Here is a 14,016-nt window from a genome sequence, read left to right as displayed (position 1 = left end):
CCGCTCCCACAATGCAAAATCGCCAATTGCAGCCCCCGTTTTCATGCAAAACTACCCCCGTCCCCTTTTCTTCCCTATCTATCTCTTTGCTTTTGTCGTCTCCATTCCGCTTTGAGGTGTTCGGCGGACACACCTCGAGTAGCTTGCTCAAGATCGTATTCAGTTTCAATGTTCTCGATAAAGGATACAGCAATCAATTCCTCTATTTCTGGACCAAGTTTATGAAAGTTATTTTCAAGAAAATCGACGATTTGGGAACGGCCAGGTTTATCAGATAGTACATGTCTTGTGATTTGACCAAGGAACACATGCGGGAGCAACTCGTCATAGTCTGCGAGATGTTCGTTTAAGATTGGTCGCGCAACCGTTACTTGTTCACATAGCCGTTCGCAGAATGAAATCGTTGACATCATTAATTCCCCCCCCAGCGCAGCTCGAAGGTCATCGATTAGACTTCTCGCCACGAGTTGGTCATGATGCGAGGCGTTGGGATTCTTCTTTAGCCAATTTGTCAATGCGTTAACGTACTCCTGAGCTTTCTGAGAATGGAAACGCCCATGCGTTGGAAGTCCAGTAAGGAGTTCATTTCTTACTGCATCTGCCGTTGATCCTGTTCCAAGTGGGTTTGGAGTTTTCGTTCCCTTGAATAGATCACTAACTAAGTTTCGAAGCTTCGAATCGGTCACATTTGGGGCGATATTTGGGTAAGCATTATGCACCAACAGGCCAAGTTCGCCGACTTGGTAGACGTGTTCGCCGTGGACTTCGATATTGTAGACGGGGAGCGAGCAGGTGACGAGGGCAAGGGATAAAACGGTGGCGATGCCACCGGCGGCTTGGAGCGTTTCCCCTTCGATGAGCTCACCGAGTGGAACCCAGTCGTTGCGGTCAAGCGACCAGATGGGGTGGATGGGAGTGCCTTCGAAGAGTTCGATCGTTCCGTCGGGGCCGATGATCTCGGCTCGGACGATCGTGTTGACTTCGCGAGTGATGAAACGGGCGGTGACGACGGAACCTTCGCCGCTTGCGATTTCGAGGCATTCGTCAACAGCGGTGACGATGGCGGAGCCGTGGACTTGCAACTCCTCGATGTTCATCGGCAAGTGTTTGCCCGCGACGATGTTGTGCTGAGCGATCCAACACCTAGAGAAGAGCCCCCCCCGTCCCCATCTCGCTTTCCTACGACTCAGCGAACCGGCTACTCAGCTCACTTTGCGGACTCAGCTACTCCATGTTTCCCTCAGAGTTCCGTCGAGTTCTTTCTCGATGACAGATCGCTATAAGGAATCTCCAGATGGAGAAGATCGAAGCTCCCGTTTGGTCGCAGTAGTTTACGGGTATGTGCATTTCGTCACCACGAACAGCCGACACTTGGAGAACTCCCCCGCGATCTAGATCCGATTTCTTTCCTTCCCAACTGGGCCAACCCATATCGCTGTAGCAGTACCGTGTGACGCGCTCCGACCAGACATCATAGATGGCTTTGTCGGTAAGTATTAAAAACCGCTGGCCATTCTGCTCAGGATTATCTTTCTCCACATGCGGATGATTCGGTAACCAGCCGATCGGCTTTTCGTGATGATGGGCAGTCGAATCCAACAAGGGAACTGCTTGCGAAGGCAAATTCGACACGCAATCGCAAAACCGGAAACATTTCACTCGTTTGAATATTCGGAATGCCCTGATCTCTGGAGTGATGTCAATTTCCATAACCTAGAGATCTTTCATCAAGAAAATCTTAAAAGAATCCTTATACCCATTCCAACCCTGCTTATAGAGGATATCAATTAGTCGACCTGATTGTTCTTTTATTTCAGCTTCAGCAAAAATTGACTTCGCTCCCATGTTCTTCGCAGAGTCCATTAGTTTTTGAGTGACCTTCAAGAAGCCCACGCCGCCTGATTTGACACCAGCCTGTAGCCCTACTCGGTTAATATATGCGTAGGCAACGTCATCGATCACGTGAATAGTTCCATCAACAACGTATTTTGCATCGTCTAGTCCGAGCATACTGCATGTAAGATCACTGTTATGTACCAACAGGTCAAGCACACCGACCTCGTACACGTGCTCACGGTGGACTTCGATATTGTAGACGGGGAGCGAGCAGGTGACGAGGGCAAGCGATAAAACGGTGGCGATGCCGTCGGACGCTTGGAGCGTTTCGCCTTCGGTTAGTTCACCTAGCGGAACCCAATCGTTGCGGTCAACGGACCAGATCGGGTGGATGGGCGTGCCAGAAATCGTTTCGATCGTTCCATCGGGGCCGATGATCTCGGCTCGGACGATTGTGTTGACTTCGCGGATGATGAAGCGCGCGGTGACGACCGAGCCAAGTTCCCTCGCTGACACTTCGGGTTGGGAAGAGCGGGAATTAGCGAAAAGTAAATGGCCGCTTTTTTCCGCAGACTAACTCACCTACTTAGTTCTCCTTGCTCGTCGGCATCCCAAGTTACTTGAAAAGAATGCTCCGAAAGTGCTATCTTTACATCCTGTTCGGACTCGTACCATTCATCCCAACCACTTGACGGATCTAGCGGATTGAATGCAAGAAGATAGTATCCACCGGTATTTTGCTTATCGGGTTGAATTTTCAGTCTCCATCCTGAGAATTCGCCGAACGTTATTGTGCCTTCCATTCGCATATGACTGCTTCTCAAAATATAGGAACATGGTTGTTACCACCAGGAACTTTTTTAAAGATCGATTTGAACCACTCAAAATGAACATGGGGAATATTGGGCGGATGTTGCCCTAGAAGTGAGCTAGGATCAATCCTGAACTGTCGAAGTCCATCTGCACTTCGATACACTCCGCTACCCGCTTTGCCTATCTCTTTATAGCCGCTGCCAAGCCATTTGAGGCCTGCCTGCAATGCTTCAGCTTCAGTCAATTTAAATTTACTTGTAATGTTACGAATAGCGCTCGCAGATTCGTTCAGCACGTCGTCCACGATGCATGCATTGTGCACCAGCAGCCCAAGCTCACCGACTTGGTACACGTGCTCGCCGTGGACTTCAATATTGTAGACGGGGAGCGAGCAGGTGACGAGGGCAAGCGATAAAACGGTGGCGATGCCGTTAGACGCTTGGAGTGTTTCCCCTTCGGTGAGAAGAAAGAAAAGGGGACGGGGGTAGTTTCAGGGGGGCGTCGGCTTCTTTTTCTTGATTGGACGCCCGATAGGACGCAGTGTAAACCAAACTCCGTGCTTTTCTGCCATCTCTTCGGTCCATTCGTCGTCGCCAAACGGTCGGCCACGGTGACAAAATTGGGGGACTGGGTTCCACAGACTGATTCCAACGATACAACGAGCCATACTGCCAGCTCTCCGCACGTTCGACCAAGTTGGCGCGAACAGGGTTCCGTTCTACGTATCGACAGAGAACGTAGAAGTGGCTGTCGTCTTACACAGGAAAACTCTTGTAACGAGACTGATAAATATGCCCCTCGCCGAGAGTATGGTAATGAGCATGTTAACGCAACGCGTGCGTTGCCATCACCCAGCGTAGAAACTTGCCCATTTGTCCATCTTGGGTCGGTCGCAAAACGAGATGCCAATGATTTTGCATAAGTGTGAACGAGAAAAGCTGAACCGAGTATTTCTCCAACCCATCAGCGAGCACGCGAATGAACGCGTCGTAATCTTCATGCATGTTGAAAATTGTTTGTCTCGCGTTACCACGATTGAGCGCATGATAGACTGTACCTGCCTCATCGATCCGTTTTTGTCGTGGCATCACACCGCTCCCACAATGCAAAATCGCCAATTGCAGCCCCCGTTTTCACGCAAAACTACCCCCGTCCCCTTTTCTTCCCCCAAACATCAAAGCCCGGGGGCGCGGAGCGCACCCCGGGAAACGGCAACTTAGATGTAATAAGACCCCCCAACGGGGTTCAACATGGGGCGTTGTGCAACCTCATTGGGGTTGGTTGGGGATTTCTCGCCCGTCGACCCGGGGGCCCGAAAAGTGCCTTGCACCGATTGCTATTACCAGTAACCGGATGGTAGCCTAAGAGGAAACATCTTCTGGCGGTTCGGTTGATACGGTGGACGATGGCAATCTCGTCAGGTGCAAAGATCTACACCCATGACGTTACCGCCATCAGCGTACAACTCGAGGTCAAAGTGATTGGCTAAATCTTCTTTGTAGGACTCTTGCATTCCCAACTCCAATCCGGTTTATCCCGGCGCTTTCCGTGTCCCCCAGGATCCTCGTATTTGGATTACTAAAAGTCGGATGTACCTCTCCCCAGTGCTTCAGAAATCAACGCATCTGATTGAGACTGAAACAGATTTCGCATGTCGACGTAGTCTTGGGCTAAAGTGCTCGCAAATCGAGCTGGGCAATTAAACGACCACGTGGTTGCCATAAATTGAGATAACCCAAGGACTTCTAATCCTACACAATCGATCGAATCCAAAATTTTTCTTGTACGAAGCTGTAGTAAAACAATAAAAACTCGCTTCATCTCATGCGAAAAATCTTCGCTGTACTCATCATCCCAGGATAACGCATCTGCTTGAGGATGATAAGATTTGTTCGCTGTTCGAAGTTCAGTCAATTTGTTCAGAACAATTGCCGAATCTTTCAATACATGACCGCAATAGTCTCTCGTTGCTTTCGTTATTTTCATATCAATCAACCTCAATCCAATCGGATGACAATTTCGTATAGATCCCCAAGTAGATCGGTTCCTGTCTTTTTAACTGTGCCATGTCGCTCGAACAAAGACTTCATCAGATTTGCTTTTCCTTCGACCGTGCCGAATCCAAAACCAACATCTTTCATTTTTATTACCTTAGCTCCTGTCGCATGAGCAACTGTTCTGACATCGCTAACGAATTCAATGAAACTAGGGTTCTGAACGTAGGGCGAGGTTACTTCCAACGTATCATCGACAATCCGCAAGACGGCTTCCGATGCTCCGGTTATTAGCTTGTGTTCGTTTCCTGCTTCTAAAGCATTAATACAATCTTGAGCGCTATTATGCACCAGCAGCCCAAGCTCACCGACCTCGTACACGTGCTCGCCGTGGACCTCGATATTGTAGACGGGGAGCGAGCAGGTGACGAGGGCAAGCGATAAAACGGTGGCGATGCCGTCGGACGCTTGGAGCGTTTCGCCTTCGGTGAGTTCATCTAGCGGGACCCAATCGTTATTGTCGACCGACCAGATGGGGTGGATGGGAGTGCCTTCGATGAGTTCGATGGTTCCATCAGGACCGATAATCTCGGCTCGGGCGATCGTGTTGACTTCACGTGTGATGAAACGGGCGGTGACGACGCTGGTCCTCTCGGTGTGATTGGACGGACTGGAAGTCCGTGCCACGCCGCTTGCAATTTCAGGACATTCGTCAACAGCGGTGACGATGGCGGGGCCGTGGACTTGCAACTCCTCGATGTTCATCGGCAAGTGCTTGCCAGCGACGATGTTGTGCTGAGCGATCCACCAGCGAGGCCGAATCAATTTTGCATCCACGATGCCGCCATCGTTGCGATGCATCGTGATGGAGACCTTGGCCCAGGTCGCTTGATCAGGCTCAGGGAGCGTGTCGTCGTATTCCCAAGGACGAGGATTCTTGGTCGGGATGCGAGCACCGAGGGGGATTTGCTCGATGGGAATGTGGAGAGAAGTTTGAAGTGAGAAGGGTGAAGTGGAATGATGGAGGTGATTCTTGGCAGCCAGCCCCTCACCCCCAACCCCTCTCCCCGAAGCGGGGCGAAGGGAGTAGGACTCAAGCCAATCGGTTTCACTCCAGAGAGAAGATTCTCGTTCGGCAGAATAGGGTAGTGAGGAAATCGTGACTGGTGTTCCTGAGACGAAGCAACCGCCTTTGACATAGCTTTGTGAGCCAACTCGCACACTTTCCAGCATCGTCGAATTTGTTGTGGAGCTTCCAAACTGTGGTGCCGTGTTTGGCAATAGCTGTCGGACCTGGGATTGCCATCGTAGAAAGATCGCCTACGAAATAGGCTGCTCCATTTTCATCCACATAATCCATGCCAATTGCATTTGGCATAGCTTTGGATGCGCCAAATGTCATGCCGTCTCCCAACCCAGAAACGAAATTGACCGTTTGATCAAAGGCATCTCCACTACGGCCCACAAACCAACTCAAAACCCCATGGCTACCTGGGTTGATCGGGTACACGGAGTCGGGAGGCAAGCCGACAATAAGAAAACTCTCGCAACTAAAAGGATTGCAACGACTTAAATCGTTTTGACAGTCCAGCCACGTGGTCCTTTGGCTTGAATCATGGGCTCAAGAATAAAGAGTCGGGGTAATTGACTCTGACCAAGGATAGGCCTTGAGGTGGTGCTGTCTGGCTCGATGAATCACGCACCTTGGACTCCAAAACGGACTGAATCCAACGATGGCCAAATCGGCCTACTCCCACCTCGCATAAGGCTCCAGCGATGTTCCTAACCATGTTGTAAAGGAATCCATCTGCCTCAATCTCGATCCAGATATCTTGACCGTCGTCATGCTCAAACGACAGCACTTGTAAATCGTAAATGGTTCGAACGCTGGTTTTTCGTGGAGAACCAAGGGTCTCAAAGGCTTTGAAATCGTGCGTCCCCAATAACCAACTGGCGGCTTGTTTCATGGGCTCCACTTCGAGGGGCCTGGGATACCACCATTGAAACGGATAGTACAACGCATCGGGGACCCTCGCATTGCGGATGGTGTATCGATAGCGTTTGCTGATCGCGTCGCGGGTCGGATCAAAGGCGAGCACCGCGTCTCGGCAACGCTTTACGACGATAGACTTTGGCAAGAATCTGTTTAACGCAGGCACCAGTCGATCCGCTGGGGCTCGCCAATTCTCTAGACGAAATGTAGCGATTTGCCCAAGTGCATGAACCCCGGAATCAGTCCGGCCGCTCCCCCGAACAATCACATGCTCCGAAGTCGCTTGGGCGATCGCTTCTTGAAGCTTTTGTTGAATCGAGGTCGCATTGTTCTGTATCTGCCAACCTCCATACCGTGTCCCGTTATAGGAAACGGTGATGGCAAAGTTTCGCAATCCGGGTACGCTAGGCGTTGGACCAGACTCCATCGACATTTCGCCACGCCTTTCTCGGGTTGCCGTCCTGTAACAAATCTGGCAATCTTTCCGGACGAACCGCATCGAAACAGGTCAGCTTCGCAAATCGGATCATGCTGGCAGGAATTCCAACAGCCGTAAAGCCTGGATGCCCCGTCGCGGGAAACGGACCACCATGATTCATGGCTGGACTAACCGCCACGCCGGTCGGCATCTTGTCGTTCAGCAAGCGACCGACTCGCTGAGCAAGTTCACATGCAACGGCCGGATAGGCAGCATCATCACTTCCATCTTTGGCGGAGTAGATGCAGCCGGTAAGATTGCCCTCTAACTGCTTCAAGCTCGAAACCAATTCGTCCAGCGACTTGCAAACGACGATAAGCACAGCGTTTCCAAATGCTTCCGTCTGGAAAACGTGCGGGTCGCTCAAGAATTGACTGCCTGAAATCTTCATGACCGTGTTGCCAAAAGCACAGCGGCCACCAGGCTGTTTCTCGCCACCAGTCAACAAGGCGGCTCCAGCCTTGGTTAGCAATTCTACGCTCTTGCCAAGGGACGTCTCAACGCTTCGCGAGAGCAACGTCCCAGGTGCAGCCGCTTGATATTTTTCGACGACCCCATGGATGAACGTATCGGTCTCCGGCGATTCGACCAGGAGCAGCATCCCTGGATTGGTGCAGAACTGGCCAGCCCCCATCAAACCACTGCCAACGTATTCGTCGACCAGAGCGGCTCCACGCTCTTTGAGGGAGCCTGGCAAAAAGACGACCGGATTAACGCTCGAGAGCTCAGCATAGAAAGGCTTTCCAACCCGATCTGCTACGGCCTTTAGTGCAAGCCCAGCGTTACGTGAGCCCGTGTACCCCACAGTGGCCAGGCGTGGATCACCTACGAATCGCTCGCCGTCCGCGTGCGATGTGCGGTAAATCAATTGAACCAACCCGCGCGGCATACCTGTCTTTTCGATGGCTTGCGATGCAAGTTCCGCAAAGCGTTTGGTCGTCGCTGGATGGGACGAATTCGCTTTACCTATCACTGGGTTGCCCGCAGCGATAGCGGCTGCAAAGTCACCACCTGCCAAGCTGTTAAACGCAAAGGGAAAATTGTTGGGGCCGAAAACGCAGACTGGCCCAATCGCCTGGTAACACGCACGAATGTTTGCCTTGGAATCGATAACCGGTAACGCCCATGAACCGGTCCTTGCTGCCTCGGCTGCGAGCTTTAGTTGGTTTACCGTTCTAGGCAACTCCACATCGCCAAGGCGAGGAGCCACGGGCAATCCTGTCTCCTCGTGCGCGAGCTTCACCAATGTTTCTTTGTCGGCCTGGATCAAATCGGCGAATGTATCAAGAAACTCCGCTAGCTTGTTAACACTGATAGAACGCAGTTCGGCAAAGGCTTCTTGTGCAGCGTCTAAGGCCTCGTTGACATCCTCCCAGCCACTAACCGGAAATTGGGTCGCGAGCGTTTCCCCCGTGGTCGGGTTTGTGGCCTGAAAACTGCCAGCCGATTGCGAAGCTTTCCAGGTGCCGTTGAGATAAACGTTTTCCATGAGTTTTTGCCTAGTCTTGGGTGCGATTTACGTCGTCTTTGAAAGGTGTAAGACTACACGAAAACACTCATTTAGACTAGTCGCAGTCGTTCCTCAGGATGTTCAGCCCGTCACTCGAAAACTGATAGGTAACCGTTTACGGAGTGAACCGTTATGCTGAAATATTCATGGACAACAAGTATACCCCCTACCCCTTGCTCTCCACTTACCAAGTGTCAGTGGAAGCGAAGGAAGTTTGAATTGTGAAGGGTGAAGTTTGAGAGACGAAGATTTCGCGGCGTCGGTGCGTTCTCCAGCCAGCAAGTCATGCGCTCCATTGAGGCAAGCTCAAATGGGGGCGAAGAACGCGGGTTCGGCGTCCCGTGGCTAGCCAACGAATCATCGGTCCACTGACGCAAGGTCAGTGGAGCCGTAAGACTAAAGCGAAGCAGAGCCGTACCGGCTGCGTGTTGCTTTTCGCCTTCCTAAAATTCAACCAAAACTCTGGGCCTTCTCCCCTTACTTGAACAGTTCCGTGAACGGCTACACTAATAGTTAACTGCGATTCGTCACGCGAGATCCAAGGTCGGCAAGATGAAAACCTTGCCGTCGCCGATTGCCCCGTCACTACCGGTCCTGGCAACCGTCTGGATCGTCTCTAACGTCCGTTCGATGTAGTCCTCGTGGACCTCGATTTCCAACATGACTTTACGAAGCAAGTTGATTTTGTACTCCACGCCACCATAGAGGGCCGAATGTCCTTTTTGCCGACCATAACCCTGGACATCAAGGACGTTGATGTTCGTAACCCCAATATCATACAAGGCTTCGCGAACAGGGTTCAGTTTATTCGGTTGAATGACCGCCAACAAAAGCTTCACAGATTTTTCCTGACCAACAGTGGTTCTTACCAAGCGTTCTACACTCATCAAGCCTCTGCTGACAACAGAGAATCAACTAGCAGACTGCCGCTCGGGGTATTTGATGCGACCATGATAGATCGCAGTCAGGCTCTTGACGAGCGATCGCTTGATTTTCTCGAGCTCTTTTAGGGTCAACGCGCATTCCTCAAACTGCCCGTCGAGTAGCTTCTTCATCGCAATCTTTTCTACCAAGCCTTCTAAGCGCGAGGGAGTCGGCTCAACCAAAGCGCGCGATGCACTCTCAACGGCGTCAGAAATCATCAGGATGGCTGCCTCTCGCGTTTGAGGTTTGGGCCCAGGATAGCGAAATGCAGTCTCTGGGGCTTCGTCTAAGCTGGGGTCCTCTTCGCATTTCTTGTTGGCCAGACGATAAAAGTATTCAACTAAGGTAGTGCCATGGTGCTGTTCGATAAAGTCAATGATTCTCTGAGGTAAGCGATGTTGTCGCCCCAAGTCGGCACCGTCTTTAACGTGGGCAATGATGATGAGAGTGCTCATGGCTGGCTGCAACGTATCGTGTCGATTGTTCCCGGCGGTCTGATTTTCGACAAAGTAATTCGGCTTGAACATCTTTCCGATGTCATGGAAACAGGCTCCGACTCTTACCAGCAACCCGTTCGCACCAATCGCCTCCGCAGCGGATTCGGCCAAGGCGGCAACCGATATACTGTGGTTGTAAGTCCCAGGTGCCCGCTGAGCGAGTTGCCTCAACAGCGGATGGCTCATGTCACTTAGCTCGAGCAAACTCAAATCGGTTTGAATATCAAAAAGCCATTCGAAAATTGGCAGCAATCCGACCAGCAACGGGCCACAAGCGAGTACCAATAACGCTTGCCAACCAGCGTCGCTAAGCAACCGCGTTGGGAGCACCACATCAGACACCGACTGCACAAAGCCCGGCGTGGCACCATCGGTCGCGCCACCCAGTGCTTGCCCTGTCATGATTCCAACACCGATGATCGTTGTGAAAACGATCGCCGCTACGCCACCACCCACGTACATAAGTCTCGTTCGGTTTCGTATCCGTCCGCAAAGCATTATCGCTCCTGCCGATGCCGCACTGAGTCTTACAAAACTGGACAGATCAACCCGGGTGCCGTAGATGATGACCAAGCATACAGCAGCCATGAGCAGCAACGCCGTCTGTCTGCCGAACGCCAAGGTGGCTACGATGGCGGCGATTGTAACCGGCGCGATATCTGCGCGAAGCGGATCACGAACCGTCAATACAGCCAATACGATGCAGCCGACGCAAAGCCCCAGCATTCTCAAGAATTGCTTGAGGTCCGTAATCAGTTTGCGTTCCTGAGATTGATACAAGGTGTACCCGCACAGCAAATACAAGGCTGTGATCAAGCCTGCAAAAGCCGCAAACCTTTGCAGTTTGTGCTTTAGGTTCAAACTCTTGGTAAAGGCTTCGTGTTCCGCTCGCAGCAGCTCGATCTCCTTTGGCCCCAACACCCGTCCCTTTGGTACGACGGCACCAAACGACGGATCGTAGGTCACCATCGCGGGCTTGGTCGCTGCAATCGCTTCTTGTCTCGCTTTAGCACTCAAATCTTCTCTCAGTGTCAGTGTCTCAGGAAGCTTGCTCGCCAAGAAATTATGGACCATCTTGGCGAGCAATCTTGAATCCTTCGTTTCGTACAGATTCTCGAACTTGCGTACCAGAGAGTCTCGGAGAGTGATAATGACTTCCGAAACGCGTACTCGTTGCACATCAACGTCAATGAACTTTTCTTCGCTAGCGCCGGCTTGAATCACTCGGATGAAACGCTGGTTCCCCATCTCCAGGTCATGCGTTAAGGCTTTGATCAAGCCGATCTCGAGATAAGGTGCGAACACCTCTCGCATCGCCGAGTCGTATTTGGAAATTCCTGCGTCGTTCCCAAGGCAAGCTCGTATCGTGTCGATTGCCTCGGGGTAGGAAATCTTGGGAGAGTTGGTGTCGGTCGGAGATACCGTCAGGGCTTCGAGGATTACGGTTTGAGCCGTGGTTACTGCGCTGAGATCGGTGAGATCTTGCAGGGACATCAAGGCTTCCTTGCAGGCTCCCTCCAACTGCGAGATAGCTTCGTTTCGATTTTGGTAGATGCAGAATACCTCACGGGCTGCCTGCAACCTCAAAACCTCGGTCTTGTTCTCGTCCTCAACCATGAAAGGAACGCGAGCCAAGATCGCTCGTTGCGGAAGCAGCCCTTGCTGAAAGGTGAACGGTGGCTCCCAGGCCCGCAGAAATAAAAGAAGTGCGATAGCAACCATAAATGCTATGCCGAATCTGCCGAGCGACTCCCACTCCATGATTCGCGCAAGCGATTGCCGCCAAGTGTGCCGATCTATTTTTAGATTTGCGGCCCGTTCACTTCGGTTTTTGACGTTTCCGGTCGTTGAGGACACGTTTATGGCTCGTTTTGTCTGCGCTGGTTTGAGGCTACTACTGTCTACCGCTCTTCGGGGCGCTGACCGCGTTCCGTATTGCGGCTCCCCATGGCTTGGGGACCGTCGTAAGCTGCAACAATTTTTCTGACTAATGGATGCCGCACGATGTCCCCTTCGGACAATCGTACGAAACAAATCCCGTTGATGCCGCCCAATCTTTGAACTGCATCTCGCAATCCGCTCGTCGTGCCCGGTGGCAAGTCAACCTGCGACACGTCGCCGGATACCACGATCTTGGAACCTTCGCCCATACGAGTCAAAAACATCTTCATCTGAGCTACGGTCGCGTTCTGCGCTTCGTCCAGTATAACAAATGCCTGGTTAAGTGTGCGGCCCCTCATGTAGGCTAAGGGAATTACCTCGATGATGTTCTGTTCCATCAAGTATTTGACCTGATCGAAATCGATCATTTCGTTGATCGCATCCAGCAGAGGCCGAAGGTATGGGTTTAGTTTTTCATGGAGATCACCAGGTAAGTATCCCAGGCTTTCGCCCGCTTCCACGGCAGGTCGCACAAGAACGATTTTGCGTATCGTGCGAGACTTGAGCGCTTCCACAGCAGTCGCTACAGCGAGATAAGTCTTGCCGCACCCAGCTGGCCCAATACAAAAGGTCATGTCATGTCGCCTGATGGCCTCTAGGTACTCAGCTTGCCCCTCTGTGCGTGGCTTGATGCGTCGCCCCGCGTTTCCGATGGCGACCTCGTTCTTCTCATAGGTTGGCGGTAGTTTCTTATCGAGCGATGTAGCCAAGGAATCGGTCACATCCTCCGAGCTGACCGTTCCAGCCCGATAGACTTTGTCCTTGAGTCGCTCCAAGATCTCTGTCGCCATTCTTACGGAATCCGCAGGCCCAGCGATACGAATCTGACCGTTGCGATGGGTGATTGCGACTCCGAGTTGGTTGCGTACCTGCCTAAGATTGGTGTCGTTTGGACCGAACAGTTGCAGTGCAAGATGAGGGTCGGCGAGCGTTATAGTCGATTCTGACATATTGTGTTTTCCAGAGTTTCAGTAGCGTTGCGTTAGGATTAGAAAAGACGCTCAAACTCACCTAGAGTTACTCACCCAGAGATATTGTATGCCTGAACTTGGAATGAAAACAATCTTTTAAAGCCGGGCCATCAGTACAAGATAGCCGACAATTGCGGTCGGGAGCAAAGAATCGGTCACATCCCACACCCCACCAAGTCCAGGAAGAATCGATCCGCTATCCTTAGCCCCGACCGTTCGTTTTACCATGGATTCCAACAAATCCCCTATCACCCCTACAACCGTTAACAAACAGCCCGTAACAACTGGCCCCCAAACATAGGGCCCCGCCTCTACCCCTAAACTAGGCAGAACGACACGAAACCCAATAAAGGCTGCCGCTATCGAAAAGACCGCACCACCGATTAACCCCTCCACAGTTTTTCCAGGTGATATGGATGGAACGAGCTTGTTTCTGCCAAGGAGCTTACCCGTAAAGTACGCCCCCGTGTCGGCCAGTTTCACGACTGCGACCAATGCGATCAACTCATAAACACCCTCTACGGGGGATCGCATCCGTATCGCATGCCACAATAACATGCATCCAACAACATAGGTAATGACAAAGGAGGACAGTACCCACCCCAAAAGGGTTCGCTCGGAATAACTTTCCCGCCCCAAGGACTCTGGATTTTGGCTCCGCCTAGCGTCTTCAAGTCCGAACTCCCGCAGAGCATGAAGTCCACTAAGCCCCATTCCGGAGAATAAGCCAACGAGAATCCATCCCAACCTGCCTACCGGACAGTCGGTGGGATAGGGCTGACTCATTACCAATCCATACCAAACGGGAAACAATCCTACACACAGGGCGACCGAACTATGAAACAAAGTAATTCGAGGTGAGAAGGGCCATCTCCCGCTTAACAAGACTGAGAATTCCCAAGCCGTACCCAGTGCTAAACCTGCAAGCAGCGGAATCGTCCACACTCCATTCTGCCCTCGAACAGAATAGGTTGCGTCGAGCCACAACAAACCGAGAGCGACGCTGATCAGAATCAACGCCGAAAATAATCTTCGTTGCAACACAGGGGCAGCCTTTTG

15 protein-coding genes are annotated in these 14,016 nt (G+C 51.7%); all 15 read right to left on the bottom strand.

Annotated features, from left to right (window positions below; genetic code table 11):
- Positions 1 to 74 precede the first annotated feature (74 nt).
- The 15 genes from SH449x_RS04480 to SH449x_RS04410 all read right to left on the bottom strand — a co-directional run bounded on the left by SH449x_RS04480 (position 75) and on the right by SH449x_RS04410 (position 14,001).
- Positions 75 to 1,103, bottom strand: coding sequence for a polymorphic toxin-type HINT domain-containing protein (locus SH449x_RS04480; protein WP_482380123.1), 1,029 nt, complete (start codon positions 1,101 to 1,103; stop codon positions 75 to 77).
- A 121-nt stretch (positions 1,104 to 1,224) separates the two neighbouring features.
- Entirely contained in the window at positions 1,225 to 1,710 is a 486-nt protein-coding gene (locus SH449x_RS04475) for a hypothetical protein (protein ID WP_482380122.1), read from the bottom strand.
- A gap of 3 nt (positions 1,711 to 1,713) precedes the next feature.
- Positions 1,714 to 2,352 (bottom strand): polymorphic toxin-type HINT domain-containing protein, encoded by a 639-nt coding sequence (locus SH449x_RS04470; protein WP_482380121.1) that lies wholly within the window; start codon positions 2,350 to 2,352, stop codon positions 1,714 to 1,716.
- Between the two features lie 62 nt (positions 2,353 to 2,414).
- On the bottom strand, positions 2,415 to 2,639 hold the full coding sequence (locus SH449x_RS04465; protein ID WP_482380120.1) for a hypothetical protein: 225 nt from the start codon (positions 2,637 to 2,639) through the stop codon (positions 2,415 to 2,417).
- Between the two features lie 17 nt (positions 2,640 to 2,656).
- Complete coding sequence (locus SH449x_RS04460; RefSeq protein WP_482380119.1) at positions 2,657 to 3,001, bottom strand: hypothetical protein; 345 nt, start codon at positions 2,999 to 3,001, stop codon at positions 2,657 to 2,659.
- Between the two features lie 138 nt (positions 3,002 to 3,139).
- Positions 3,140 to 3,316, bottom strand: a complete 177-nt coding sequence (locus SH449x_RS04455; RefSeq protein WP_482380118.1) for a hypothetical protein — start codon at positions 3,314 to 3,316, stop codon at positions 3,140 to 3,142.
- Between the two features lie 157 nt (positions 3,317 to 3,473).
- Positions 3,474 to 3,737, bottom strand: a complete 264-nt coding sequence (locus tag SH449x_RS04450; RefSeq protein WP_482380117.1) for a transposase — start codon at positions 3,735 to 3,737, stop codon at positions 3,474 to 3,476.
- A 490-nt stretch (positions 3,738 to 4,227) separates the two neighbouring features.
- Positions 4,228 to 4,635 (bottom strand): hypothetical protein, encoded by a 408-nt coding sequence (locus tag SH449x_RS04445; RefSeq protein WP_482380116.1) that lies wholly within the window; start codon positions 4,633 to 4,635, stop codon positions 4,228 to 4,230.
- Positions 4,636 to 4,646: 11 nt separating this feature from the next.
- Positions 4,647 to 5,876 carry a polymorphic toxin-type HINT domain-containing protein gene (locus SH449x_RS04440; RefSeq protein ID WP_482380115.1) on the bottom strand — a complete coding sequence of 410 codons (1,230 nt, stop codon included), beginning with the start codon at positions 5,874 to 5,876 and terminating at the stop codon, positions 4,647 to 4,649.
- A gap of 380 nt (positions 5,877 to 6,256) precedes the next feature.
- Positions 6,257 to 7,069, bottom strand: a complete 813-nt coding sequence (truA, locus tag SH449x_RS04435; RefSeq protein ID WP_482380114.1) for a tRNA pseudouridine(38-40) synthase TruA — start codon at positions 7,067 to 7,069, stop codon at positions 6,257 to 6,259.
- Entirely contained in the window at positions 7,041 to 8,603 is a 1,563-nt protein-coding gene (locus SH449x_RS04430; protein ID WP_482380113.1) for an aldehyde dehydrogenase (NADP(+)), read from the bottom strand. Before SH449x_RS04430 ends, truA begins: the two co-directional genes overlap by 29 nt.
- 548 nt (positions 8,604 to 9,151) lie before the next feature.
- On the bottom strand, positions 9,152 to 9,511 hold the full coding sequence (locus SH449x_RS04425; protein WP_482380112.1) for a P-II family nitrogen regulator: 360 nt from the start codon (positions 9,509 to 9,511) through the stop codon (positions 9,152 to 9,154).
- A 24-nt stretch (positions 9,512 to 9,535) separates the two neighbouring features.
- On the bottom strand, positions 9,536 to 11,902 hold the full coding sequence (locus tag SH449x_RS04420) for an HD family phosphohydrolase (RefSeq protein ID WP_482380111.1): 2,367 nt from the start codon (positions 11,900 to 11,902) through the stop codon (positions 9,536 to 9,538).
- 44 nt (positions 11,903 to 11,946) lie between these two features.
- The gene (locus tag SH449x_RS04415) at positions 11,947 to 12,936 is read right to left on the bottom strand and encodes a PhoH family protein (protein WP_482380110.1); all 990 of its coding nucleotides are present in this window, start codon (positions 12,934 to 12,936) and stop codon (positions 11,947 to 11,949) included.
- A gap of 117 nt (positions 12,937 to 13,053) precedes the next feature.
- Positions 13,054 to 14,001 (bottom strand): phosphatidate cytidylyltransferase, encoded by a 948-nt coding sequence (locus SH449x_RS04410; RefSeq protein WP_482380109.1) that lies wholly within the window; start codon positions 13,999 to 14,001, stop codon positions 13,054 to 13,056.
- Positions 14,002 to 14,016: the final 15 nt, after the last annotated feature.

The sequence above is a fragment of the Brakhagea baltica genome (genome assembly GCF_052161605.1).
Taxonomy (GTDB): domain Bacteria; phylum Planctomycetota; class Planctomycetia; order Pirellulales; family Pirellulaceae; genus JBKCUI01.
This window is presented reverse-complemented; position numbering and strand designations above follow the sequence as displayed.

Excerpts from the sequence above, each read along its gene's own strand:
- SH449x_RS04475 (WP_482380122.1), bottom strand. The coding sequence starts at position 1,710 with ATGGAAATTGACATCACTCCAGAGATCAGGGCATTCCGAATATTCAAA.
- SH449x_RS04465 (WP_482380120.1), bottom strand. The coding sequence starts at position 2,639 with ATGGAAGGCACAATAACGTTCGGCGAATTCTCAGGATGGAGACTGAAA.
- SH449x_RS04455 (WP_482380118.1), bottom strand. The coding sequence starts at position 3,316 with ATGGCTCGTTGTATCGTTGGAATCAGTCTGTGGAACCCAGTCCCCCAA.
- SH449x_RS04450 (WP_482380117.1), bottom strand. The coding sequence starts at position 3,737 with ATGCCACGACAAAAACGGATCGATGAGGCAGGTACAGTCTATCATGCG.
- SH449x_RS04445 (WP_482380116.1), bottom strand. The coding sequence starts at position 4,635 with ATGAAAATAACGAAAGCAACGAGAGACTATTGCGGTCATGTATTGAAA.
- SH449x_RS04440 (WP_482380115.1), bottom strand. The coding sequence starts at position 5,876 with ATGCTGGAAAGTGTGCGAGTTGGCTCACAAAGCTATGTCAAAGGCGGT.
- truA (WP_482380114.1), bottom strand. The coding sequence starts at position 7,069 with ATGTCGATGGAGTCTGGTCCAACGCCTAGCGTACCCGGATTGCGAAAC.
- SH449x_RS04430 (WP_482380113.1), bottom strand. The coding sequence starts at position 8,603 with ATGGAAAACGTTTATCTCAACGGCACCTGGAAAGCTTCGCAATCGGCT.
- SH449x_RS04425 (WP_482380112.1), bottom strand. The coding sequence starts at position 9,511 with ATGAGTGTAGAACGCTTGGTAAGAACCACTGTTGGTCAGGAAAAATCT.
- SH449x_RS04415 (WP_482380110.1), bottom strand. The coding sequence starts at position 12,936 with ATGTCAGAATCGACTATAACGCTCGCCGACCCTCATCTTGCACTGCAA.